This is a genomic window from Streptomyces aquilus (assembly GCF_003955715.1).
Taxonomy (GTDB): Bacteria; Actinomycetota; Actinomycetes; order Streptomycetales; family Streptomycetaceae; genus Streptomyces; species Streptomyces aquilus.
In genome coordinates, this window is the sequence record NZ_CP034463.1 from 2,111,620 (window position 1) to 2,133,703 (window position 22,084).

Here is a 22,084-nt window from a genome sequence, read left to right on the forward strand (position 1 = left end):
GGCTGACGGTACGTCAGATGAGCGGCGGAGACCAGACGCGGGGCGACCGTGACAGGGAGGAGGCCGGACACTGGGCGGCCATGACAGGGGCCAGGCTGGACACTGGGCGGCCATGACAGGAGGCGGGCCGGACACTGGGCGGCCGCGACGGGGCGGAAGAGCGCCGGGCCCGGGGACGCCCGCGAACTCACGCTCGATTCCGCCCACGGGTGACCTGCCCGACCGCCATCGCGTTGCCCTGGTATGACCCCCACATATTCAGCGACCGGGCGTCAGCACCGGGTGTTCGTGCCGCCGCCCGCAGAATCGGTTCCGCCGCCCGCGCAGCCGGATCCGCCGATCTACCGCGACCTGATGCGGGTGTGGGCCGACCGGGGCCGGACCCTGCCCGGGCGCCACGACCCGGAGTGGGTCAGGCTCGCGGCGCCGCAGGTCAGACCCGGCCAGTTCAGCGCGTCTCCGGCCCCGCCAGGTGACGGGCGATGACCATCCGCTGGATCTGGTTGGTGCCCTCGACGATCTGTAGGACCTTGGCCTCGCGCATGTAGCGCTCGACCGGGAAGTCCGCGGTGTAGCCGTAGCCGCCGAGGACCTGGACGGCGTCGGTGGTGACCTTCATCGCCGTGTCCGTGCAGTGCAGCTTGGCCATCGCCGCCTGCTTGGCGAACGGCCGGCCCGCGTCCCGCAGCCGCGCCGCCGACAGGTACAGGGCGCGGCCCGCCTCGATCTGGGTCGCCATGTCGGCGAGCATGAAGCGCAGCCCCTGGAAGTCGGCGATGGGCTTGCCGAACTGCCGCCGGTCCGTCGCGTATCCCACGGCCGCGTCCAGCGCCGCCTGGGCCACGCCGATCGCGCAGGCCGCGATGCCGAGCCGCCCGGAGTCGAGTGCGGACAGGGCGATCGCGAAGCCCTGGCCCTCGTCGCCGATCCGCCGGTCGTCGCCGACACGCACTCCGTCGAGGTGGACCTGGGCGGTGGGCGAGCCCTTCATGCCCATCTTCTTCTCCGGCAGCGCCCCGCTGAGGCCCGCCGCGTCACCGGGCACCAGGAAGGCGGTGATCCCGCGGGCACCCTCCTCGCCGGTGCGGGCCATGACGGTGTAGAAGTCGGCGATGCCGCCGTGTGTGATCCAGGCCTTGGTGCCGGTGATGACCCAGCCGTCGCCCTCCCGGACCGCCCTGGTCCGCAGGGACGCGGCGTCCGAGCCGGACGCCGGCTCGGAGAGGCAGTACGCGCCGAGAAGGCCGCCGCCGAGCATCGCGGGCAGGTGTTCGACCTGCTGCTCCTTGGTGCCGTAGGCGGCGAGGGCGTAGGAGGCGAGGGTGTGCACGCTGACCCCGAGGCCGACGGTGAGCCGGGCCGCGGCGAGTTCTTCGAGGACCTGGAGGTAGACCTCGTACGGCTGGTCGCCGCCGCCGTACTCGGCGTCGTAGGGCAGTCCGAGCAGTCCGGACTCCGAGAGCAGGGTGAAGACCTCGCGCGGGAAGCGTCCCGCGTCCTCCTCCTCGGCCGCCTTGGGAGCGATCTCTCGCTGCGCGATGTCGCGGACGAGCGAGATCAGGTCCCGGGCCTCGTCCGTGGGCAGTTGCCGGTCCACCGGCTGCGGGGCGCGCTCAGGCATGGCGACGCTCTCCTCCCTGTCGGGCACATCGACGGACGTGCGCCTTGGGTGGGCGACTCCGCCGGGGTCTGGCTGAGGGCTGTGCCGATGCTCGCACCCCCGGGTCTCGGAAGCTGCTGACCAGCGGCTCTGCGCTGTGAGTATGCCCGATCGGCGGCACCGAGTCACCAGTTAACGACCGCTTACTTCAGGAAACCTGGAGCGGGGCTGGAGCGGCACGAAATTGGTCCGAACCATTGACGTACTGGTCTAGTCCTCCTACCGTGACGGACCAACGCCTTACCGCGTTCATGCCAATCGGCGCATGCTCCCCTCTCCCCCACGAGGAGACACCCGATGCACACCTCCCCACGTCCCCGCACCCGGTTCCGGGCGCTCGTGTCGGCCGCCTGTTGCGCGGTCCTCGGCGCCGGACTGCTGGCCGGAGCGGGCACCGCGACCGCCGAGACCGCCGCCGAGCCCACGCTCAAGGCATCCAAGGTCGTCGGCTACTTCACCGAATGGGGCACCTACGACCGCAAGTACTACGTCAAGAACATCGAGACGTCCGGCTCCGCGGCCAAGCTCACCCACATCAACTACGCCTTCGGCAATGTCACCGGCGGCAAGTGCGCCATGGGCGACGCCTACGCGGCCACCGACCGCACCTACACCGCCGCCGAGTCGGTGGACGGTGTCGCCGACACCTGGGACCAGCCGCTGCGCGGCAACTTCAACCAGCTGCGGGAGCTGAAGAAGAAGCACCCCGGCCTCAAGGTCCTCTGGTCCTTCGGCGGTTGGACCTGGTCGAGCGGCTTCGGCGAGGCCGCGAAGAACCCGGCCGCGTTCGCGCAGTCCTGCTACGACCTGGTCGAGAACTCCAAGTGGGCCGACGTCTTCGACGGCATCGACATCGACTGGGAGTACCCGAACGCGTGCGGCAACACCTGTGACACCAGCGGCCGGGAGGCGTTCAAGAACCTGCTGGCGGCGCTGCGTTCGAAGTTCGGGAGCAGTGCGCTGGTCACCGCGGCCATCACCGCCGACGCCACCTCGGGCGGCAAGATCGACGCGGCGAACTACGCGGGCGCGGCCCAGTACGTCAACTGGTACAATCCGATGACGTACGACTACTTCGGCGCCTGGGCCTCGACCGGCCCGACGGCACCGCACTCGCCGCTCACCTCCTACTCGGGCATCCCGACGGCGAACTACTACACCTCGGCGACCATCGCCAAGCTCAAGGGCCTCGGCATCCCGGCCTCCAAGCTGCTGCTCGGGATCGGCTTCTACGGCCGCGGCTGGACCGGCGTCACCCAGTCGGCACCCGGTGGCACGGCGACCGGCCCGGCGGCGGGGACGTACGAGCAGGGCATCGAGGACTACAAGGTGCTGAAGTCGAAGTGCCCGGCGACCGGGACCGTGGCCGGCACCGCGTACGCCAAGTGCGGGTCCAACTGGTGGAGTTACGACACCCCCGCCACCATCGCGACGAAGATGACGTACAAGAACCAGCAGGGGCTCGGCGGCACCTTCTTCTGGGAGCTGAGCGGTGACACCACGGGCGGTGAGCTGATCAAGGCGATCAACTGACGGCAGGGGCAGGGAACCCGGGGCGGAGGCGCGGAGGCCTCCGCCCTTCGTTCAGGCCTCGTCGCGGCGGGCCGGCTCCGGGGCCGGGTAGGCCGGGTCGAGTTCCTCGATGGCGCGCATCGCGCCGCCGAGGGTCTTCACCAGGAGCTCGCGCATGGTGTCGCGGGGCAGTTCGGGACGGTCGATCCAGTCGAGGGTGGCGCCCTCGACGCTGCACACCCAGGCCAGCAGGCCCATGCGGGCCAGGGGAGCGATGTCGGTGCGGCCGTAGGCGCCTTCGGCGATGGTCGCGACGATCGCCTCGCGCACCCCGTCCCGGATGGCGTGCACCTCGGTGTCGAAGCCGACGCCACCGCTGACCACCGTGCGGTAGGCGGCCTGGTTGTGCTCGGCGTAGCGCAGATAGCTGTCGATCGTGCGCTGCACCCGGTCCACCTGGGGCAGTTGGAGGCCGCTCGCCGCGAAGGTGACCAGGTCGGCCACGGAGTCCTGGATGATCGCCAGGTAGTAGCCGCGCTTGGACTGGAAGTAGTAGTAGATCAGCCCCTTGGCGACATGCGCCTGACGGGCGATGTCGTCCATGGAGAGCGCGTCGTACGACGTGTCGGCGAACAACCGCCGCCCGATCGCGATGAGTTCGGCGCGGCGTGCGACCGAGCGCTCGGTGCCGCGCGCCCGTGGCCGGGCGGCCGCACGCTGATCACTGATCTTCAATTTCGACCCTGGTCTCGGGCTGGTGGCGGGACACCCGCAGTATGTCAGGTCAAGCAGGAGTCAGGTCACAGAAGGCCGAGCTGGGTCACGAGCATCGCGATCACCACGACGAGCGTCCAGCCTGCGATGTGTTCGAGGACCTTCGGGCCATCGTCCTCGGGGCCGCCGGTACGAGCGCGGGCGGCGGCGGTTGTTGATGCGGTCATTCGTCCACCTTGCCACCGACCGCGGCTTTTGCGGCCGAGACCTTGGTCACAGGGCCCCGGCGCTCACCGGGGCCCCGCTCCGCCTCAGCGCACTCCCACCGCCGCGAGCGCCTTGCACTGCCGCGGGGTCGGCCGGGCCGGGAAGTACAGGTAGCAGACGCCGCCTGTGCCGGAGACCACCTTGCCGCTGGCGTTGTACCGCTTGGTACGGAGCCAGATCTTCTCCCACTCGGCCCTCTTGTAGACCCTGCGCACCGCCTCGTCGCTGGGCGAGGCCGGGTCGTTGGCGATCACATCGCCCTCGGCGGTGAAGCCGATGACGGTCATCAGGTGCCCGGAGGTGCCGTACCCCGCCCCGGTGAGCTCCTCCTTCAGGAAGGACTGGGACGTTATGGCCGGGATGCCGGCCGCGATCAGGGTCTCCAGGTCGGTGAGCGAGCCGAGCCGGGTGACCACGCCCTGGAGGCCGTCGAAGGTGGCCGCGTAGGCCGCGTTGAACGGCCAGTTGCCGCAGCCCGCGTACTGGTAGTCGAACGTGTACCGGGCCGCGTGGCACACCTGCGGATCGGCGTACGTCGGGTCGACCCAGGCCAGTTGCTCCGGGGTGAGCCGGCCGCCCCAGTACTCGATGATCATCTGCGAGGAGGTGGGGCTGCACCAGGCCTCGCCGCCGTTGTCGTACTCGGGGTACTGGCCGGCGTGGATCTCCTGCGAGTACCGCGGGACGATCAGCTCCTGGGCCAGCCCCGGCGTGGAGGCCGGGACGGTGAAGCGGTCGGGGATGTCGGAGCCCATCGCGCCGAGCCGCCAGACCGTGGGCGTCTTCTTGGTGCCCGGCTTGCGGTAGAGGGTGAGGCGCAGGCGGTACGAGGTGAGGCGCAGCCCCGTCGCCGGGTCGTCGATCGCGAAGGTGTCCGTCCAGATGCTGCTCTTGTCGTCCGTCTGGTCGTCCACCGAGGTCCGCCGGATGTCCTGGTCCCCGGCCGCCCAGCGGCCCATGACGTACCAGGGGGTGTCGGTGCCGTCGGAGTAGGTGCCCTTGAGTTCCACCTGGAGCCAGGTGCCGTCCGGGGTGTGCGCGTTCCAGGAGGCGATCGCCTCGGTCGAGGGGACGGTGAGCTTGTGGACGGGGGACGTCCAGCTCCCGTACTCCCAGTCGGCCGTCTTGCCGATGTGCGGGTCGGTGTATGCGACGGTGCCGGCGGCGGTCGCGATGACCAGGCCCGGACGGGCGCCCGCGACGGCACGCGTGCCCTTCGCGAGACCGCCGCGCCAGTCGGCGTACGACGTCCAGAAACGGTTGTCGACCAGGCGCGCCGGGGCCTGGTCGGGCCTCCCGGCGCCGGGCGCGGTGTCGGCGGCGACGGCCGGGCCCGCGCCGCCCGCGACCGCGGCGGCGACCGCGGCGGTCAGTACGGCTCTCCGGGACGGCTGTTCGGCTCTGCTCATGGACGGAACGACCCCCAAGTGTGTCCGAGTTCGGGCAGGTCCACTGCTCGTTCGTGCGCCAACTATGACCACAATCGACAGCCTCCTGCCAGCACTTCGAGCCATGCCACGCCCACGAATATTGGCCTGGACCACTGGCATGACCTGCGGCGGCTAAAGTGCACAGCGCTCACCGCCCCCGACGCCCCAGGAAACCGGCCATGCGCGACCTCGTCTCCCGGCTCCGCCGGCTCCCCCCGTCCTGCGGGCCGGTCCGGCTGATCGGGATCGACGGACACGCCGGCTCCGGGAAGTCGACGTTCGCCGGACAGTTGGCGGCGGAGCTCGGGGGTGCGCCGGTGCTGCACCTCGACGACATCGCGAGCCACGAGGAGTTGTTCGGCTGGACCGGGCGGCTGCTGGAGCAGGTGATCGAGCCGTGGCGGCGGGGCGAGAGCGCGCACTACGCCCCCTACGACTGGCACGCCCGGCGCTTCGGCCCGCCGCGGGATCTGCCCCCGGCCCCCGTGGCCCTCGTCGAAGGCGTCGGCGCCGGACGGCGGGCCCTGCGGCCCCACCTGGCCCAGCTGCTGTGGATGGAGTTGCCCCGCGAGGAGTCCTGGACCCGGGGGCGCTCCCGGGACGGGGCGGAGCAGCGGGAGTTCTGGGACGGGTGGGTCCGGGCGGAACGCGCGCACTTCGCGGACGACCCTTCTCGGCCGTTCGCCGATCTCCTGGTGCGGCAGGTGGAGCAGGGGTACGAGGCGCTCACCGGGCCTGCCGGGACCGTTGGACCGGACCAGAAAATCACTCAGGGTGAGGGACCATCCGCAATGTGCTGAACTTGTGAAGACCCTTGCGGTCGAACTTCCCGGAGTGCTTCAACTCGGCTTGACCGACGGGCCGTACAGGACTTACGTTCTCAATGTGCGGCCTATCGCAGCCGCCCGCAGTCGCGAAGCCCCCGGTTGTTCCCCCGTGATCGGGGGCTTCGTTCTGCCCTCAACTCCCTTTTCGGGCGCTCCGAGCCGCGATCCGCTCACCCTCGGTCACCACACGGAATGCGCCCCATCTGCTCCCACCTCGCCAAACGGCCTGTGCGGCACCCTACGGCGGGCCCTGCCCCCGCAGGTACGATGCCCTCGGTGCGACCTACGGACGGCAGCTCTGCGCACCGTTGCAACTCCGGTCCGCAGCAAGGCGGTTCGATCAAGGCGGTCGGCGGGCGACGGCTCGGTGACCAACCAACGGGGGCACGGTTTGTGGGGGACGTGATGGACTTCGGCACGCAGGGCTCCAAGGCCCCGGCCGACCTCGCCTGGCTGCGAGGTGTGGACGCCTACACGATGGGGGCCTATCCGCAGGCGGAGGAGGAGTTCCGGGCCGCGGTGCGGATGGACCCGGGGATGGCCGACGGCTGGCTCGGGCTGCACGCGCTGCGCATCGACACGACGACCGCGCTGCTGCGGATGTTCCGGCACCGCGAGCGCTTCGGGGAACAGCGCGCCCGGCACCGCAGGACCCTCAACTCCTGGTACTGGCTGGGCTGGTGGGTGCAGCCGGTGCTGGAGAGCCCGCGCGACCTGCTGCTCGCGCACGCCTCGCACTGGCTCGACGGACGCCATGTCCCGGAGCTGGACCGGGCGTTGGCGGGCCTGCCGCCCGTGGACGCCGATCCGCAGGTGCGCTTCCTGCACGCCTGCCGGTCCTATCTGGTCAAGGACTGGGACCAACTCATCCGGCACACCGACCCGTTGATCGACGATCCGCTGCTCGGCATCGAGGCCGGCCTGTTCGGCGGCATGGCGCGGGTGCGGCTGGAGATGTACGGCCAGGCGGAGCCCCTGCTGTCGGCGGCGCTGATGCGCTGTCGCAGCGAGCAGCCGCAGCGCAAGGAACTGCGCTACTGGCTCGCCCGGGCCCACGAGGGCACCGGCCGCTCCGCCGCCGCGCTCCCCCTCTACCGTGCCGTGCACCGCGTCGACCCGGCCTTCATGGACACCTCCGCCCGGCTCGCGGCGATCGCCGAGGGCGACGGCTACGACGACGCGGCCGACCTCGCGGCGATCACGCTGTCCGGCGCGCAGGACGTCCTGGACGGGCCGGACGGTCTCGATCCGCTCTTCGGCGCGGAGGGCCGGGACCTGCGGCTGTCCGAGCCGGACCTGCCGACGGGCCCGCTGCCGCAGGTGACCGACCCGGCGGTGCGCGAGAAGCTCGCCACCTCCCCGACCCTGCCCGCCGGCCCCACCGACCCGGTCTTACTTGAGGAAGCGCTCAACGAACTGGAGCGCATGGTGGGCCTGGAGCCCGTGAAACGGCAGGTCAAGGCACTGTCGGCACAGTTGAACATGGCGCGGCTGCGCGCCGGACAGGGGCTGCCGGTCCAGCCCCCCAAGCGGCACTTCGTCTTCTCCGGCCCCTCCGGCACCGGCAAGACCACCGTGGCCCGCATCCTGGGCCGCGTCTTCTACGCCCTCGGCCTCCTCGGCGGTGACCATCTGGTCGAGGCCCAGCGGGCCGATCTCGTCGGCGAGTACCTCGGGCAGACCGCCGTGAAGGCCAACGAGCTCATCGACTCCGCGATCGGCGGGGTGCTGTTCGTGGACGAGGCGTACTCGCTCTCCAACTCCGGTTACGGCAAGGGCGACGCGTACGGCGACGAGGCCTTGCAGGTGCTGCTGAAGCGGGCCGAGGACAACCGGGACCACCTGGTGGTGATCCTGGCCGGTTATCCCGAGGGCATGGACCGCCTCCTCGCCGCCAACCCCGGACTGTCGTCGCGCTTCACGACCCGCGTGGACTTCCCGTCGTACCGCCCCCTGGAGCTGACCTCGATCGGTGAGGTCCTCGCCGCGGAGAACGGTGACGTGTGGGACGAGGAGGCGCTGGACGAGCTGCGGTCGATCGCCGGGCACGTGGTGGACCAGGGGTGGATCGACGAGCTGGGCAACGGACGGTTCCTGCGGACGCTGTACGAGAAGAGCTGCGCGTACCGGGATCTGCGGCTGTCGACCTATCCGGGGATGCTGACGCGGGACGACCTGTCGACGCTGCGGCTGCCGGATCTGATGCAGGCGTACGGAGAGGTGCTGTCGGGGCGGGGGCCACAGGACCCGTCGGCGCTGTAGCCCCCGCCCGGCACTACAGACCCGTCGGCGCTGCAGCCCCCGCCCGGCGCTACTGGGCGAACGCCTCCTCGGGCTCACCGCTCGCCCGGGGCTCGGTCACCTTCACCTCCGTGGCCTCCCGGTGGGCCGGGTCCGTCACCTCGCCCACCAGGAGTTCGAGCACGTCCTCCAGGGCGACCAGGCCCAGCACCTTGCCCGACGCGTCCGCGACCTGCGCCAGATGCGTCGCCGCGCGGCGCATCACCGTCAGGGCGTCGTCCAGCGGCAACTCCGACCGGAGGGTCGTCATGGAGCGCCAGATGTGCTGGGGCACCGCACGCTCGGACTCCTCCAGGTCCAGTACGTCCTTCACATGCAGGTAGCCCATGAAGGCGCCGTTGTCGGCGACCACCGGGAAGCGGGAGTAGCCGGTGCGCGCCGTCAGCTCGACGACCTGGCCGGGCGTGACCGACGGGCCGACGGTCACCAGGGAGTCGCTCTGGAGGAGGACGTCCGTGACCGGGCGGGAACCCAGCTCCAGGGCGTCCTCCAGGCGTTCCTGCTCCTCGGGGTCGAGGAGACCGGCCTGCCCGGAGTCCTCCACCAGGCGGTTGAGCTGTTCGCTGGTGAAGACCGCCTCGACCTCGTCCTTGGGCTCGACGCGGAAGAGCCGCAGGATCGCCCGGGCGCAGGCGCCGAGGGCGATCGTGATCGGCTTGCACACCCGGGCGAAGGCGACCAGACCGGGGCTGAGCCACAGCGCGGCCTTCTCCGGGGCGGCCATCGCCAGGTTCTTCGGGACCATCTCACCGATGACGAGGTGGAAGAAGACGACCGCGGCGAGCGCGATCACATAGCCCAGCGGGTGGATCATGCCGTGCGGCAGATGGATCCACTCGAAGACCGGCTCCAGCAGCTGCGCGACGGTCGGTTCGGCGACCGCGCCCAGCGTCAACGAGCAGACGGTGATGCCGAACTGGGCCGCGGCCATCATCTGCGGCAGCCGCTCCAGCCCGTACAGCACCTGCCGGGCCCGGGCCGTGCCGAGCGGTTCGATCTGGCTGCGGCGGACGGAGACGAGCGCGAACTCGGCGCCGACGAAGAAGCCGTTGGCGAGTACGAGCAGCCCGGCGAAGAGGAGTTGGAGCACGCTCATCGGGCGGCCTCCACGACGACACCCGTGCGGACCAGGCGGACCCGCTCGGCGCGGTAGTGGCCGACGCGGCGCACCGACAGCCGCCAGCCGGGCAGTTCGGCCCGGTCGCCGACGGCGGGGATCCGGCCGAGCAGGTCGGCGACCAGCCCGGCGACGGTCTCGTACGGCCCCTCGGGCACGTCGAGGCCTATGCGCTGGAGGATGTCGACCCGGCAGCTGCCGTCGGCGTCCCAGGCGGGGCGGCCGTCCTCGGGCGGGGCGGCGGCGAGTTCGGGCACGTCCTGGCCGTCGTGCTCGTCGCGGACCTCGCCGACGATCTCCTCGACGATGTCCTCCAGGGTGACCACTCCGGCCGTACCGCCGTACTCGTCGACGACGACGGCGATGGGCTGCTCGCTGCGCAGCTGGGCGAGGAGCGGCTGGACCGGGAGGGTCTCCGGGACCAGCAGCGCCGGGCGGGCGATCCTGCCCACGGGGGTGCGCAGCCGTTCGTGGGTGGGGACGGCCAGGGCGTCCTTGAGATGGACCATGCCGACGATCTCGTCGATCTTCTCCCGGTAGACGGGGAAGCGGGACAGGCCGGTGGCACGGGTGAGGTTGACGACGTCCTCGGCGGTCGCCGACGACTGGAGCGAGCTGACCTTCACGCGCGGGGTCATGACGTGCTGCGCGGTGAGTTCGGCGAGCGACAGGGTCCGTACGAACAGGTCTGCCGTGTCCTGCTCCAGGGTGCCGGCCTGTGCCGAGTGCCGGGCCAGGGAGACGAGTTCACCGGGGGTGCGGGCGGAGGCCAGCTCCTCGGTGGGCTCGACGCCGAGCGCGCGGACGAGCCGGTTGGCCACCGCGTTCAGCGCGGCGATGACCGGGCGGAACAGGCGCGCGAAGGCGTGCTGCGGGCCGGCGACGAAGCGGGCGACCTGCAACGGCTTGGACACCGCCCAGTTCTTGGGCACGAGTTCGCCGATCACCATCTGCACGGCGGACGCCAGCAGCATGCCGATGACGACCGCGACACCGGAGACGGCGCCCTCGGGGATGCCGATCGCGGTGATCGGGCCGTCCAGCAGCTCCGCGAGCGCCGGTTCGGCGAGCATGCCGACGACGAGGGAGGTGATGGTGATGCCGAGCTGGGTGCCGGAGAGCTGGAAGGAGAGCTCCTTGAGCGACTCGACGACCGTACGGGCGCGTTTGTCGCCCTCGGCAGCGGCCTTCTCGGCGTCCGGCCGCTCGACCGTGACGAGGCCGAACTCGGCCGCGACGAAGAAGCCGTTGGCGAGAATCAGCAGGAAGGCGGCTGCGAGGAGCAGCAGGGGGATGGTCATGATGCCGCCGCCTCACCGGTATGTCGGGAGGGGGCGGCGCAGGTACTACAGGACGATCCGTCCATCGCTGGAGGGAATCACTCCTCGGGTAGCGGTCGGGCCACTGAGGGCCGGTCGGGACATCAGCGGCGGAGGCGCGACGAAAACGTCTCCGCCAACAGATTAATCAAGACAGGGCCCTCTACGGCAGATCCCTTGTGCCGCGGGCCTCGACGAGCGCCCGCAGCGCGCGGGCGTCGGTGATGGCCTGCTGCTTGGCGATGCCCGGCTGGATGCCCAGGGCGGGCAGGCTGGTGCCGTCGCTGAGGTTGAGGAACACCCAGGGATCGCCGGGGCGGAGGTTCACCTGGATGATCTCGGCCCAGTCCAGGCGGCGCCTGGAGGCGATGTTCACCACGGTGACGCCGGAGTCGTCGGCGACCACCTTCACGCGGGCGAGCATGGCCAGCACGCCGAAGATGAGGGCCGCGGTGAAGATGAAGCTGAGCCGCTCACCGGGGCCGAGCTTCTCCAGGAGCAGCGCGATCGCGGTGATCGTGGCGAAGATCGCGACACCTGCGGTGAGCAGCACGGCGCGGGTGCGGCCGGGGCGGAAGGTGACGGGGAGGGCGGGAACGTCGGACATGGCGGTGGGGTCCCTCAGAGACGGCAGGCGTGGATGGCCGTCGTCAGGATGGCCCGCGCGCCGATGTCGTACAGGTCGTCCATGATCCGCTGCGCTTCCTTGGCGGGGACCATCGCGCGGACGGCGACCCAGCCCTCGTTGTGCAGCGGGGAGACGGTCGGGGACTCCAGGCCCGGCGTGAGGGCGACGGCCTTCTCCAGCTGCTCGACGCGGCAGTCGTAGTCCATCATCACGTAGGTCCGGGCGACGAGGACACCCTGGAGGCGGCGCAGGAACTGCTGCACCTTGGGCTCGTTCTCCGAGGAGGTGTCCGCGTCGGTACGGCGGATCACGACCGCCTCGGACTTCATGATCGGCTCGCCGAAGACCTCCAGGCCCGCGTTGCGCAGCGAGGTGCCGGTCTCGACGACGTCCGCGATGACCTCGGCGACGCCGAGCTCGATGGCGGTCTCGACGGCGCCGTCGAGGTGGACGACGGAGGCGTCGACGCCGTTGTCGGCGAGGTGGCCCTCGACGATGCCCTCGTAGGAGGTGGCGACCGTCTTGCCCTTGAGGTCCTGGACGCCGCTCGCGGTGCCGGGCTTGGCGGCGAAGCGGAACGTGGAGCGGGCGAAGCCGAGCGGGAGGATCTCCTCGGCCTTGGCGCCGGAGTCGATGAGCAGGTCGCGGCCGGTGATGCCGATGTCGAGGCGGCCGGAGGAGACGTAGATCGCGATGTCGCGGGGGCGGAGGTAGAAGAACTCCACCTCGTTCTCCGGGTCGACGATCCGCAGTTCCTTGGACTCGCGGCGCTGCTGGTAGCCGGCCTCATGCAGCATCTCCGCCGCAGGGCCTGACAGGGAACCCTTGTTGGGGACGGCGATGCGCAGCATGAGGTCGGCTTCCTTTGCGTGATGGGGAGGAACTGTGGAACGGGCGGACTTACAGGTGGGCGTAGACGTCGTCCAGCGAGATGCCGCGGGCGACCATCATCACCTGGACGTGGTACAGCAGCTGCGAGATCTCCTCGGCAGCCGCCTCCTTGCCCTCGTACTCGGCGGCCATCCAGACTTCGGCGGCTTCCTCGACGACCTTCTTGCCGATGGCATGGACGCCCTTGCCGACCAGTTCCGCGGTGCGGGAGGTGGCGGGGTCGCCGTGTGCGGCCTTGTGCTGGAGCTCGGTGAAGAGCTCCTCGAACGTCTTATTGGACATGGTGACGCTCAGCCTATGCCACACCCGCCGTCCGTCAGCGCCACGGTTCAGATACTGAGCGGAGGGTGGCCGCGGTCGCCACCGCCGCCGTCACCGCCTCGTGCCCCTTGTCCTCGTTGGAGCCCTCCAGGCCGGCCCGGTCCAGGGCCTGCTCCTCGGTGTCGCAGGTCAGCACACCCATGCCGACGGGGACGCCGGTCTCGACGGAGACCTGGGTGAGGCCCTGGGTGACGCCCTGGCACACGTACTCGAAGTGGGGGGTGCCGCCGCGGATCACGACGCCGAGGGCGACGATCGCGTCGTAGCCCCGCCCGGCCAGCACCTTGGCGACGACCGGGAGCTCCCAGCTGCCGGGGACCCGGAGCAGGGTCGGCTCGTCGATGCCCAGGTCGTGCAGGGCGCGCAAGGCGCCGTCGACCAGTCCGTCCATCACCTTCTCGTGCCACTGCGCCGCGATGACGGCGACCCGCAGGTCGCCCACGTTGCGTACGGACAGCTCCGGTGCACCCTTGCCGCTCACGTTCTCAGGTCTCCTAGATGTGCTTTACAGGGGTTACTGGTTGTTGCAGGCGGACACGGGCGCCGCGGGGGCGGTGTCCAGCCAGGGCAGGTCGTGGCCCATCCGGTCCCGCTTGGTGCGCAGGTAGCGGAGGTTGTGCTCGCCCGCCTGTACCGGCATCGGCTCCCGGCTGTTGACCTTGAGCCCGTGGCGGAGCAGGGCGTCGGACTTGTCGGGGTTGTTGGTCATCAGGCGGACGCTGCGCACGCCGAGGTCCTTGAGGATCTGGGCGCCGGCGCCGTAGTCCCGGGCGTCGGCGGGCAGGCCGAGCTCCAGGTTGGCGTCGAGGGTGTCGCGGCCGCGCTCCTGGAGTTCGTACGCCCGCAGCTTGGACAGCAGGCCGATGCCGCGACCCTCGTGGCCGCGCAGGTAGACGACCACTCCCCTGCCCTCGCTCTGGATGCGGTCCAGGGAGGCGTCGAGCTGGGGGCCGCAGTCGCAGCGGGCGGAGCCGAAGACATCGCCGGTGAGGCATTCGGAGTGGACGCGGACCAGGACGTCCTCGCCGTCGCCGATCTCGCCGTGCACCAGGGCGACGTGCTCGACGCCGTCGACCGTGGAGCGGTAGCCGTACGCCGTGAACTCGCCGTGGGCGGTGGGCAGTCGGACCTCGGCCTCGCGGCGGACGGTGGGCTCGGCGGAGCGGCGGTAGGCGATCAGGTCCTCGATGGAGATGATCGTCAGGCCGTGCTTGCGGGCGAACGGGATCAGCTCGGGCAGCCGCAGCATCCGGCCGTCCTCGCCGGCGATCTCGACGATCGCGCCGGCCGGGCGCAGGCCCGCGAGGCGGGCGAGGTCGACGGCGGCCTCGGTGTGACCGTTGCGGACCAGCACACCGCCGGGCTGGGCGCGCAGCGGGAAGACATGGCCGGGGCGGACGAAGTCGGTGGGCTCGGCGTCGCCGCTCGCCAGCAGCCGGAGCGTGGTGGCGCGGTCGGCGGCGGAGATGCCGGTGGTCACGCCGTGGGCGCCGGAGGCGTCGACGGAGACGGTGAACGCCGTCTTCATCTGCTCGGTGTTGTCCTCGACCATCTGCGGGAGCCGGAGCCGGTCCAGCTCCTCGCCCTCCATGGGCGCGCAGATCAGGCCGCGGCACTCGCTCATCATGAAGGCCACGATCTCGGGGGTGACCTTCTCGGCCGCGACGACGAGGTCGCCCTCGTTCTCCCGGTCCTCGTCGTCGACGACGACGATCGGGCGGCCGGCCGCGATGTCGGCGATGGCCTGCTCGATGGGGTCGAGCGCGAAGTCCTCGATGCCGTCCGTGCTGTACAGGATCGTTGCGGTGCTCATGCCGGCGCTCCTTCCAGAGCGGGCCGCGCGGCCGTGCGGGAGCGCAGCCACCAGTCGCGCATGCCCCACAGGACGAGCGCGCCGTAGATGACGTAGACGAAGCCGGAGAAGGCGTAACCGTTGGCGAAGTTGAGGGGGACGCCGACCAGGTCGACGAGGAGCCAGGCGATCCAGAACTCGACCATGCCGCGGGCCTGGGCGTACATCGCGACGACGGTGCCGACGAAGATGTAGGCGTCCGGCCAAGGGTCCCAGGACAGACTCGGGTACGCCTTGAACAGCAGCGCGACGGCGACGGTGCCGACGGCCGCGGCGGCGGCCATCGCGCCGCGCTCGCGCCAGGTCGCGAACCGCGGGGCGATGTGACCGTCGGCGCCCTGCTCCTTGCTGCGGCGGTTCCACTGCCACCAGCCGTACAGCGCGACGACCATGACGATCGCCTGCTTGCCGGCGCTGCCGGTCAGATGGCCGTAGAAGGCGCCGAAGAGGATGAGGCCGGCCAGGAACTGGACGGGCCAGCTCCAGATGGAGCGGCGCCAGCCGAGGGCGAGGGCGATCAGGCCGAAGATGTTGCCGATCATGTCCGACCAGAGGATGTGCTGGCCGAAGAGGCTGAACGCCTCGGTGTTGAGCGAGTTCACCGGCCCGCTCCCTGCGTGCCGGCGAGCAGCCGCTCGACGTACTTGGCGACGACGTCGACCTCGAGGTTGACCGGGTCGCCGGGCTGCTTGTGGCCGAGCGTGGTCAGGTCGAGGGTGGTGGGGATGAGGCTGACCGTGAAGTAGTCGGGGCCGGCCTCGACGACGGTGAGGCTGATGCCGTCGACGGTGATGGAGCCCTTCTCCACGACGTAGCGCGCGAGGTCCGCGGGGAGCGAGACCTTCACGATCTCCCAGTTCTCGGAGGGCTTGCGCTCCAGCACCTGGCCCGTGCCGTCCACATGGCCCTGCACGATGTGGCCGCCGAGCCGGGCGCCCACGGCGGTGGGGCGCTCCAGGTTGACACGGGAGCCGACGGTGAGGGCGCCGAGGCTGGAACGGTTGAGGGTCTCCGCCATGACGTCGGCGGTGAACTCGTCGCCCTCGTGCTCGACGACGGTGAGACAGACCCCGTTCACGGCGATGGAGTCGCCGTGCTTCGCGCCGTCGGTGACGACGGGGCCGCGCAGCCGGAAGCGGGAGGCGTCGCCGAGATTCTCGACGGCGGTGACCTCACCCAGCTCTTCGACGATTCCGGTGAACACTTCCCGGGTCCTCCTGCCTCATTCGGGCACGGACTCCGGGGCTGTCGATGACGACAGAATGAGCGAGCAGGAACACCGGGGGCGACGCCGGACAGAGTCGTCCACGAGGACGAACACTTACGGCGGCGCGCACGAATGCCCGCCCGCCGCGCACTGCCTCCCATCCGGACTTTAACCGTCGGTCCAGGAATTTCACCTGGTCAACCGGCCGCTGGAAGCGGTCGGGTCGCGGACTGTAACCGCCGGTTCGGACTTTCACCGACCCCGGAGTGCGCTGCTTCTGGTACAGAGCCAGTGTGCCACGGCTGATCGTGGTCCATACGGGTGAGTTGTGTGGAGTGGCTCACAGGTACCGTCCCTGGACTTCTCAACCCGGCCCGGTTGTAAGACTCTTTGGTCTAGTCCTTTCTGGATCACCACGGACCGGCCCGGCGGCGGTGACGACGGCCCTTGCCCGCCGCCGGGCCCTTCAGGCATGACGTCAGCGCTCAGGCGGGCTGAAAAGGTCGTCCTGGGCCCGGTCCCGTGCCGTCAGCAGCGCACCCCGCAGCACCGCCGCGCCACCCAGGGCGCTTGACCGCACCTCCGTCGGCAGCGGCGACATCCGGCGCACCCGCTCCTCCACCCTCCGCGCCAAATCCGCACCGCCCGCCTGCCCCACCTCGCCGCCCAGGACCACGCAGCCGGGGTCCAGGACGGCCACCACGGAGGAGACGCCCACGGCGAGGCGGTCGGCGAGGGCGTCCAGGAAGGCCGCGGTCCCGGCGGCCACCAGCCCCGCCGCCGCCGGCGCATGCTCACCGGCCTCCGCCACCACCCCGTACTCCCCCGCCAGCTCCGCGATCGCCGCCGAGCCCGCCAGCGAGTGGAACCCGCCCTCGCATCCCGTCGCCGACGGCAGCCCCGCCGTCCCCGGCACCGGCAGGAAGCCGATCTCCCCCGTGCCGCCGGACGCGCCGCGGCGCAGGGAGCCGTCCAGGACCACCGCCGCGCCCGTGCCGTGGCCGAGCCACAGCAGGACGAACGTGTCCCGGTCCTGCGCCACGCCGTCCCGCTGCTCCGCCAGGGCCGCCAGGTTCGTCTCGTTCTCGACGTGGACCCGAGCCTCCGGGAGGCGTTCCTGGAGGGCGGCGACCAGGCGGCGGTGCCACTCGGGCAGGCCCGTGGAGCTGCGGAGTTCACCGGTGGCGGGGTCGATGAGGCCGGGGGCGCCGATGCCGACGGTGTGCAGGCGGTCGGCGCCGGCCTCCTTGGCGACCCGCTCCACCAGGGCCACCGCCTGCTCGACGGCCGGGCCGGTGCCGACGTCCCCGGCGATCGGGGCCGAGGACTCGGCCAGCACCCGGCCCAGCAGATCGGACACGACGACCGAGACGCCCTCGGTGCGGACGTCGAGCGCGGCCAGCTGGGCGCGGTCGGCGACGATGCCGTACAGCTTCGCGTTCGGGCCGCGGCGCTGCTCGCCCGACTCCCCGGCCACCTCGATCAGTCCGGCCACGGCGAGGCGCTCGACGAGGTCGGCGACGGTCGGCCGGGACAGGCCGGTGAGCTGCTTCAACTGCCCTGCCGTCAACGGCCCTTCCCGCTGGAGCAGACGCAGGGCGAGCCGGTCGTTGATGGCCCGGGCGGTGCTGGGGGATGCGGGCATGCCGGGATCCTTCCAGATCGGCGGCTGATGACGCTCTATCTATCAGGCAGGGTCCCTGATAGTTTACGACGTCGGCGGGGTCCACAGGCCGCAAAGGGGCGGGAGAGTATGAGTGACGTGCTGTACGACCAGCGGCAGGTGAAGCGCGCCCGCTACGCCGTGGCCGCCGTCTTCGCCGTACACGGTGCCGTCACCGGCTCGTTCGCGACCCGCGTGCCGTGGATCCAGGACCATGCCTCGGTGAGCGCCGGGCAGTTGGGCCTCGCCCTCGCCTTCCCCGCGCTCGGCGCGTCCGTGGCGATGCCGCTGGCGGGGAGCATCAGCCATCGCTTCGGCGCCCGCAACGCGCTGCGCGGTCTCATCTCCCTGTGGACGCTGTCCCTGGTCCTGCCGTCCGTCTCCCCGAACCTGGTCGCCCTGTGTCTGGCGCTGTTCGTCTACGGCGCCACGGCCGGCATGGCGGACGTGGCCATGAACGCGCTCGGCGTCGAGATCGAGAACCGGCTGGGCCGGTCGATCATGTCCAGCCTGCACGGCATGTGGAGCGTGGGCACGCTGATCGGCTCGGCGGCCGGCACCCTCGCCGCCCACCTGGGTTCGGACGCGCGGCTGCACCACGCGCTCGCGGCGGCCGTCCTCACCTGCCTCGGCCTGCTGGCCTGCCGCTGGGTGCCGGACCTCCAGCCCGCCGAGGACGAGGAGCCGCCGCCGCGCTTCGCCCTGCCGCCGAAGTCGGCGCTGCTCATCGGTGCTGTGGGCTTCTGCGCGGTGTTCGCGGAGGGCGCGAGCCTGGACTGGTCCGCGGTCTATCTGCGGGACCAGCTGGAGACCTCGGCGGGGCTGGCGGCGGCGTGCACCACCGGCTTCACGCTGACGATGGCCGTCGCGCGGCTCGCCGGCGACCGGATCGTCGACCGGTACGGGTCGGTGCGCACGGTCCGGGCGGGCGGCCTGCTCGCCGCACTCGGCGGACTGCTGATCGTCACCGCCCGCAACCCGGCCATGGCGATGACCGGGTTCGCCCTGATGGGGCTGGGGATCGCGGTGGTCGTGCCGCTGTGCTTCGCCGCCGCCGGCCGCAGCGGCTCGAACCCGAGCCTGGCCATCGCCGGTGTCGCGACGATCACCTACACCTCGGGGCTGGTCGCGCCGAGCGCGATCGGCACCATCGCCCAGGCGACCAGTCTGCTGGTGTCGTTCATCCTGGTGACGGTCCTGGCGAGCGGGCTCGTGGCCTTCGCGGGCGTGCTGCGGGGCGGCGACCGCGACCGCCCGAAGATCAGTCCTCCGGCCGCAGCAGTTCCCGGCCCACGGCCCTGAACCGCTCGCTCCACGGCGCCGGGCGCAGCGTCTCGGAGTCCAGCCGTACGAGGACCCGGGCGCCCCGCGCGTAGGTCACCGCGCCGTCCCGCGAGCAGAAGCGGAAGCCGTACGTCAGCCCGGTCGTGCCGAGCCTTTCCAGCCAGAGGTGGACGGCGTAGACGCCGGTCCGCGTCACCGGCGCCTCGTACGAGATGCGCAGTTCCTTGACGGCGTTGCAGGCGTCGCCGGCCGCCGCCCAGTCGCCCTCGAAGTGGATGCCGTACTCCTGCCACAGCTCGGTCCAGGCCTGCTCGACCTTGAGCGGGTAGCGGGCGTTGTGCAGGAGGCCGAGCGCGTCCAGGTCGTCGAAGTGGACGGTGACGGGGATCAGCCGGCCGTGGGACACAGCGGGGGCGGTCGGGGCTTCGGCGGTCACGGGTGGTGCTCCAGGGACGGACGACAGGGGCTCCCCCATGCTAAGCGGTCGCTCACCCTCTGGCCGTCCCCGGGGCGGTGACCTGGGCGGATCTCCCTGACAATGGTCCGGACATCCGCAGGTACGAGGAAGGCGAAACCGCACCATGGATCTTGGCGTCGGCTGGAAGCTGCACGGAGACGGGCGGACGCCCGCGCCCGGAGCGGTGGTACGCCCCGACGAACGGCTCTCCTGGCCCCGCACGGTCGGGCTCGGCGCCCAGCACGTGGTGGCGATGTTCGGGGCGTCCTTCGTGGCACCCGTCCTCATGGGCCTGGACCCCAACCTGGCGATCATGATGTCCGGCGTCGCGACCGTGATCTTCCTGCTCGCCACGCGCGGCCGGGTGCCCAGCTACCTCGGCTGCTCGCTGTCCTTCGTGGGCGTCGCGGCCGTGATCCGCGCCCAGGGCGGGACGAGCGCCACGGTGACCGGCGCGGTGTTCGTGGTGGGCGTCGCACTGTTCCTCGTCGGGGTCGCCGTGCAGCGGTTCGGGGCGCGGATCATCCATGCCGCGATGCCGCCGATCGTCACCGGCGCGGTGGTCATGCTGATCGGCTTCAACCTGGCCCCGGTCACCGCGAGCACCTATTGGCCGCAGGACCAGTGGACGGCCCTGCTGGTCATGCTGTTCACCGGTCTGGCGGTCGTCTGCCTGCGCGGTTTCTGGTCCCGGATCGCGATCTTCCTGGGGCTGCTCTTCGGGTACGGCATCTCCTGGGCCTTCGACCGGATCTTCGGCCGCATCCACTCCGTCGACGCGAGCGGCAAGCTCACCGACCACTGGCGGCTGGACCTCTCCGCCGTGGGCCGGGCCGACTGGATCGGGCTCCCGGACTTCCACGGCCCGTCCTTCGAGTGGTCGGCGATCCTCGTCGCCCTCCCGGTCGTCATCGCGCTGGTCGCGGAGAACGCCGGACACGTCAAGGCGGTCGGTGAGATGACCGGCGACCCGCTGGACGACAAGCTCGGTACCGCGATCTCGGCGGACGGCGTCGGCTCGATGCTGTCCACCGCGCTGGGCGGCCCGCCCAACACCACGTACTCCGAGAACATCGGCGTGATGGCAGCGACCCGCGTCTACTCGACGGCCGCCTACTGGGCCGCCGCCGGCTTCGCGCTGCTCTTCGGTCTGTGCCCCAAGTTCGGCGCGGTCGTCGCCGCGATCCCGGGCGGGGTCCTCGGCGGCATCACCGTCATCCTCTACGGCATGATCGGCCTGCTCGGCGCGCAGATCTGGATCAACTCCGGGGTGGACCTGCGCAATCCGCTGAACCTGGTGCCGGCCGCGGCGGGCATCATCATCGGCGTCGGCAACGTGACGATGAAGTTCACGGACACCTTCTCGCTGAGCGGCATCGCGCTCGGCACCCTGGTCGTCATCACCGGCTACCACGCGCTGCGGGCCTTCGCGCCGGCCCATCTCAAGGAGCAGAAGCCGCTGTTGGACGAGGGAACGTCGTCCTATGAGGGGTCGCAGAAGGACTCTTACGGCGAGGCCAAGTCGTAGGCGTACGACGGGGTGAACGTCCCCGGCGCCCCCTTGCAGCCGTCCGACTCCCCCGGCAGCTTCACCCACAGATAGCCGTCGATGCGCGCCTCGCCGGTGTTCAGGGTCGGCGTCCGGCCCAGCTTGCGGCCGTCGGGGTCGCACCACTCGCCGTCGGCCGGGGCGCCGTTGCCGTTGCGGCTGGTGTCGATGACGGCGCCGAGGTCCGCCGGGCCGCCGAGGGCCGTGAGGACCCGGCGGTCGTAGGCGATCTCGTCGGCGGTGCGGTGGAAGTTGGAGACGTTGCTGAAGATCCCGTCGGAGGACGCGGCCGAGCCGGCGCCCGCCTGCCGCAGCAGGTCCGCCTGTTTGGCCGCCGGGTGCCAGCCGGAGTGGCCGGCGTCGTAATAGACGCGCGCCCTGGGGTTCGCGGCCTTGATGACGCGGCCCGCGCGGGCCAACGAGGCGAAGCGGTCGGCGCGCCCGCCGCCGGAGAGGCACTCGGACTGGGCGATCGAGTCGGGCTCCAGGATCACGACGACCTCGTCGGAGCCCAGCCCGGCGGCGAACCGGTCGATCCAGGCGTCGTACGCGTCGAGGTCGGGCGCCCCGCCCTGGGAGGCACCACCGCAGTCCCGGTCCGGGATGGTGTACGCCACGACGACCGGCACCCGATCCTGGGCCGCGGCGGCCGTGGTGACGGCCCTGACCTGTGCGGTGATGGTGTCGGGCGCGTACGCGGCGAACCAGACGGCCGCCGGCTGGTCGGCGATCCGGGACGCGATGACGTCGTGCCGGGGGTCGCCGGCGTTGGCGCGGAGCCAGTCGAGCACCTGGGAGTCGGGGTGGCGGTAGAGGCGTGCGGCGGTGTGCACCGGCGGCTGCTTCTTCTCGGTCTTCGTCGGCGTGGGGCTCGCCTGCTTCTTCGGGGCGGCCGACGGGGACGCCGGCCTGGTGGTCACCGACGGGGACAGGGACGGCGACGGGGCGGGCGGCCGGATGTCCAGGGTCGGTGACTCCGTCACCTCGGGACGGGCCTCGTTCGAGCCGTGCCCGTCGTCCAGCGCGGACACCATCCCGGTCGCGGTGCCGACGGCGACCACGACGGAGGCCGCCGCGACCATGCC

Annotated in this window: 21 protein-coding genes and 1 riboswitch; of the genes, 5 read left to right on the forward strand and 16 right to left on the reverse strand. The window is 71.3% G+C overall.

All coding sequences use genetic code 11. The features are described 5' to 3' along the window. Nucleotides 1-448 precede the first annotated feature (448 nt). Complete coding sequence (locus EJC51_RS09715) at nucleotides 449-1,621, reverse strand: acyl-CoA dehydrogenase family protein (RefSeq protein ID WP_126270705.1); 1,173 nt, start codon at nucleotides 1,619-1,621, stop codon at nucleotides 449-451. A gap of 336 nt (nucleotides 1,622-1,957) precedes the next feature. Here EJC51_RS09715 and EJC51_RS09720 point away from each other — a divergent pair, with 336 nt between their 5' ends. Next, on the forward strand, nucleotides 1,958-3,193 hold the full coding sequence (locus tag EJC51_RS09720; RefSeq protein WP_126270706.1) for a glycoside hydrolase family 18 protein: 1,236 nt from the start codon (nucleotides 1,958-1,960) through the stop codon (nucleotides 3,191-3,193). Between the two features lie 51 nt (nucleotides 3,194-3,244). Here the strand turns inward: EJC51_RS09720 and EJC51_RS09725 are convergent, their stop codons facing one another. The 3 genes from EJC51_RS09725 to EJC51_RS09735 all read right to left on the reverse strand — a co-directional run bounded on the left by EJC51_RS09725 (nucleotide 3,245) and on the right by EJC51_RS09735 (nucleotide 5,562). Continuing rightward, entirely contained in the window at nucleotides 3,245-3,907 is a 663-nt protein-coding gene (locus tag EJC51_RS09725) for a TetR/AcrR family transcriptional regulator (RefSeq protein WP_126270707.1), read from the reverse strand. A 65-nt stretch (nucleotides 3,908-3,972) separates the two neighbouring features. Continuing rightward, nucleotides 3,973-4,113, reverse strand: a complete 141-nt coding sequence (locus EJC51_RS09730; RefSeq protein WP_126270708.1) for an SCO1431 family membrane protein — start codon at nucleotides 4,111-4,113, stop codon at nucleotides 3,973-3,975. A gap of 84 nt (nucleotides 4,114-4,197) precedes the next feature. Next, nucleotides 4,198-5,562: a peptidase C39 family protein gene (locus EJC51_RS09735; protein WP_126270709.1), complete on the reverse strand. Its 1,365-nt coding sequence runs from the start codon at nucleotides 5,560-5,562 to the stop codon at nucleotides 4,198-4,200. Between the two features lie 200 nt (nucleotides 5,563-5,762). Here EJC51_RS09735 and EJC51_RS09740 point away from each other — a divergent pair, with 200 nt between their 5' ends. Next, nucleotides 5,763-6,383 carry a uridine kinase family protein gene (locus EJC51_RS09740; protein ID WP_126270710.1) on the forward strand — a complete coding sequence of 207 codons (621 nt, stop codon included), beginning with the start codon at nucleotides 5,763-5,765 and terminating at the stop codon, nucleotides 6,381-6,383. 432 nt (nucleotides 6,384-6,815) lie between these two features. Further along, nucleotides 6,816-8,672 (forward strand): AAA family ATPase, encoded by a 1,857-nt coding sequence (locus EJC51_RS09745; protein ID WP_126270711.1) that lies wholly within the window; start codon nucleotides 6,816-6,818, stop codon nucleotides 8,670-8,672. Nucleotides 8,673-8,721: 49 nt separating this feature from the next. Here EJC51_RS09745 and EJC51_RS09750 read toward each other — a convergent pair whose 3' ends face one another. The 10 genes from EJC51_RS09750 to EJC51_RS09795 all read right to left on the reverse strand — a co-directional run bounded on the left by EJC51_RS09750 (nucleotide 8,722) and on the right by EJC51_RS09795 (nucleotide 17,691). After that, nucleotides 8,722-9,807, reverse strand: a complete 1,086-nt coding sequence (locus tag EJC51_RS09750; RefSeq protein ID WP_126270712.1) for a hemolysin family protein — start codon at nucleotides 9,805-9,807, stop codon at nucleotides 8,722-8,724. After that, entirely contained in the window at nucleotides 9,804-11,129 is a 1,326-nt protein-coding gene (locus tag EJC51_RS09755; RefSeq protein ID WP_126270713.1) for a hemolysin family protein, read from the reverse strand. The genes EJC51_RS09750 and EJC51_RS09755 overlap by 4 nt, the downstream gene beginning before the upstream one ends. A gap of 181 nt (nucleotides 11,130-11,310) precedes the next feature. Further along, the gene (locus EJC51_RS09760) at nucleotides 11,311-11,754 is read right to left on the reverse strand and encodes a PH domain-containing protein (protein ID WP_126270714.1); all 444 of its coding nucleotides are present in this window, start codon (nucleotides 11,752-11,754) and stop codon (nucleotides 11,311-11,313) included. 14 nt (nucleotides 11,755-11,768) lie between these two features. After that, a complete protein-coding gene (gene hisG / locus EJC51_RS09765; protein WP_126270715.1) occupies nucleotides 11,769-12,626 on the reverse strand; it encodes an ATP phosphoribosyltransferase in 858 nt (285 codons plus the stop codon). A 49-nt stretch (nucleotides 12,627-12,675) separates the two neighbouring features. Further along, on the reverse strand, nucleotides 12,676-12,948 hold the full coding sequence (locus EJC51_RS09770) for a phosphoribosyl-ATP diphosphatase (protein WP_030946750.1): 273 nt from the start codon (nucleotides 12,946-12,948) through the stop codon (nucleotides 12,676-12,678). Between the two features lie 34 nt (nucleotides 12,949-12,982). Further along, nucleotides 12,983-13,468 carry a 6,7-dimethyl-8-ribityllumazine synthase gene (ribH, locus tag EJC51_RS09775; RefSeq protein WP_020128903.1) on the reverse strand — a complete coding sequence of 162 codons (486 nt, stop codon included), beginning with the start codon at nucleotides 13,466-13,468 and terminating at the stop codon, nucleotides 12,983-12,985. Between the two features lie 33 nt (nucleotides 13,469-13,501). Then, nucleotides 13,502-14,800 (reverse strand): bifunctional 3,4-dihydroxy-2-butanone-4-phosphate synthase/GTP cyclohydrolase II, encoded by a 1,299-nt coding sequence (locus tag EJC51_RS09780; RefSeq protein ID WP_126270716.1) that lies wholly within the window; start codon nucleotides 14,798-14,800, stop codon nucleotides 13,502-13,504. Next, a complete protein-coding gene (locus EJC51_RS09785; protein ID WP_126270717.1) occupies nucleotides 14,797-15,441 on the reverse strand; it encodes a nicotinamide mononucleotide transporter family protein in 645 nt (214 codons plus the stop codon). The genes EJC51_RS09780 and EJC51_RS09785 overlap by 4 nt, the downstream gene beginning before the upstream one ends. Beyond that, nucleotides 15,438-16,043, reverse strand: coding sequence for a riboflavin synthase (locus EJC51_RS09790; RefSeq protein ID WP_126270718.1), 606 nt, complete (start codon nucleotides 16,041-16,043; stop codon nucleotides 15,438-15,440). The genes EJC51_RS09785 and EJC51_RS09790 overlap by 4 nt, the downstream gene beginning before the upstream one ends. Nucleotides 16,044-16,189: 146 nt before the next feature. Further along, nucleotides 16,190-16,320: riboswitch (FMN riboswitch) on the reverse strand. 204 nt (nucleotides 16,321-16,524) lie between these two features. After that, nucleotides 16,525-17,691 (reverse strand): ROK family transcriptional regulator, encoded by a 1,167-nt coding sequence (locus EJC51_RS09795; RefSeq protein ID WP_126270719.1) that lies wholly within the window; start codon nucleotides 17,689-17,691, stop codon nucleotides 16,525-16,527. Between the two features lie 108 nt (nucleotides 17,692-17,799). Between EJC51_RS09795 and EJC51_RS09800 the strand changes: the two genes are divergently transcribed. Further along, nucleotides 17,800-19,011, forward strand: coding sequence for an MFS transporter (locus EJC51_RS09800; protein WP_126270720.1), 1,212 nt, complete (start codon nucleotides 17,800-17,802; stop codon nucleotides 19,009-19,011). On the opposite strand, the gene EJC51_RS09805 is transcribed toward EJC51_RS09800, so the two are convergent. Then, nucleotides 18,971-19,429, reverse strand: a complete 459-nt coding sequence (locus EJC51_RS09805) for an acyl-CoA thioesterase (protein ID WP_126270721.1) — start codon at nucleotides 19,427-19,429, stop codon at nucleotides 18,971-18,973. The genes EJC51_RS09800 and EJC51_RS09805 overlap by 41 nt on opposite strands. Before the next feature lie 145 nt (nucleotides 19,430-19,574). Between EJC51_RS09805 and EJC51_RS09810 the strand changes: the two genes are divergently transcribed. Then, the gene (locus EJC51_RS09810) at nucleotides 19,575-20,978 is read left to right on the forward strand and encodes a uracil-xanthine permease family protein (RefSeq protein ID WP_126270722.1); all 1,404 of its coding nucleotides are present in this window, start codon (nucleotides 19,575-19,577) and stop codon (nucleotides 20,976-20,978) included. On the opposite strand, the gene EJC51_RS09815 is transcribed toward EJC51_RS09810, so the two are convergent. After that, on the reverse strand, nucleotides 20,957-22,081 hold the full coding sequence (locus EJC51_RS09815) for a glycoside hydrolase family 6 protein (RefSeq protein ID WP_126276886.1): 1,125 nt from the start codon (nucleotides 22,079-22,081) through the stop codon (nucleotides 20,957-20,959). The genes EJC51_RS09810 and EJC51_RS09815 overlap by 22 nt on opposite strands. Nucleotides 22,082-22,084 lie beyond the last annotated feature (3 nt).

Bases quoted from the DNA above. Each gene is read 5' to 3' on its own strand.
- EJC51_RS09715 (WP_126270705.1), bottom strand. From the start codon at position 1,621: ATGCCTGAGCGCGCCCCGCAGCCGGTGGACCGGCAACTGCCCACGGAC.
- EJC51_RS09720 (WP_126270706.1), top strand. From the start codon at position 1,958: ATGCACACCTCCCCACGTCCCCGCACCCGGTTCCGGGCGCTCGTGTCG.
- EJC51_RS09730 (WP_126270708.1), bottom strand. From the start codon at position 4,113: ATGACCGCATCAACAACCGCCGCCGCCCGCGCTCGTACCGGCGGCCCC.
- EJC51_RS09735 (WP_126270709.1), bottom strand. From the start codon at position 5,562: ATGAGCAGAGCCGAACAGCCGTCCCGGAGAGCCGTACTGACCGCCGCG.
- EJC51_RS09740 (WP_126270710.1), top strand. From the start codon at position 5,763: ATGCGCGACCTCGTCTCCCGGCTCCGCCGGCTCCCCCCGTCCTGCGGG.
- EJC51_RS09745 (WP_126270711.1), top strand. From the start codon at position 6,816: ATGGACTTCGGCACGCAGGGCTCCAAGGCCCCGGCCGACCTCGCCTGG.
- EJC51_RS09750 (WP_126270712.1), bottom strand. From the start codon at position 9,807: ATGAGCGTGCTCCAACTCCTCTTCGCCGGGCTGCTCGTACTCGCCAAC.
- EJC51_RS09755 (WP_126270713.1), bottom strand. From the start codon at position 11,129: ATGACCATCCCCCTGCTGCTCCTCGCAGCCGCCTTCCTGCTGATTCTC.
- EJC51_RS09760 (WP_126270714.1), bottom strand. From the start codon at position 11,754: ATGTCCGACGTTCCCGCCCTCCCCGTCACCTTCCGCCCCGGCCGCACC.
- hisG (WP_126270715.1), bottom strand. From the start codon at position 12,626: ATGCTGCGCATCGCCGTCCCCAACAAGGGTTCCCTGTCAGGCCCTGCG.
- EJC51_RS09770 (WP_030946750.1), bottom strand. From the start codon at position 12,948: ATGTCCAATAAGACGTTCGAGGAGCTCTTCACCGAGCTCCAGCACAAG.
- EJC51_RS09780 (WP_126270716.1), bottom strand. From the start codon at position 14,800: ATGAGCACCGCAACGATCCTGTACAGCACGGACGGCATCGAGGACTTC.
- EJC51_RS09795 (WP_126270719.1), bottom strand. From the start codon at position 17,691: ATGCCCGCATCCCCCAGCACCGCCCGGGCCATCAACGACCGGCTCGCC.
- EJC51_RS09800 (WP_126270720.1), top strand. From the start codon at position 17,800: ATGAGTGACGTGCTGTACGACCAGCGGCAGGTGAAGCGCGCCCGCTAC.
- EJC51_RS09810 (WP_126270722.1), top strand. From the start codon at position 19,575: ATGGATCTTGGCGTCGGCTGGAAGCTGCACGGAGACGGGCGGACGCCC.
- EJC51_RS09815 (WP_126276886.1), bottom strand. From the start codon at position 22,081: ATGGTCGCGGCGGCCTCCGTCGTGGTCGCCGTCGGCACCGCGACCGGG.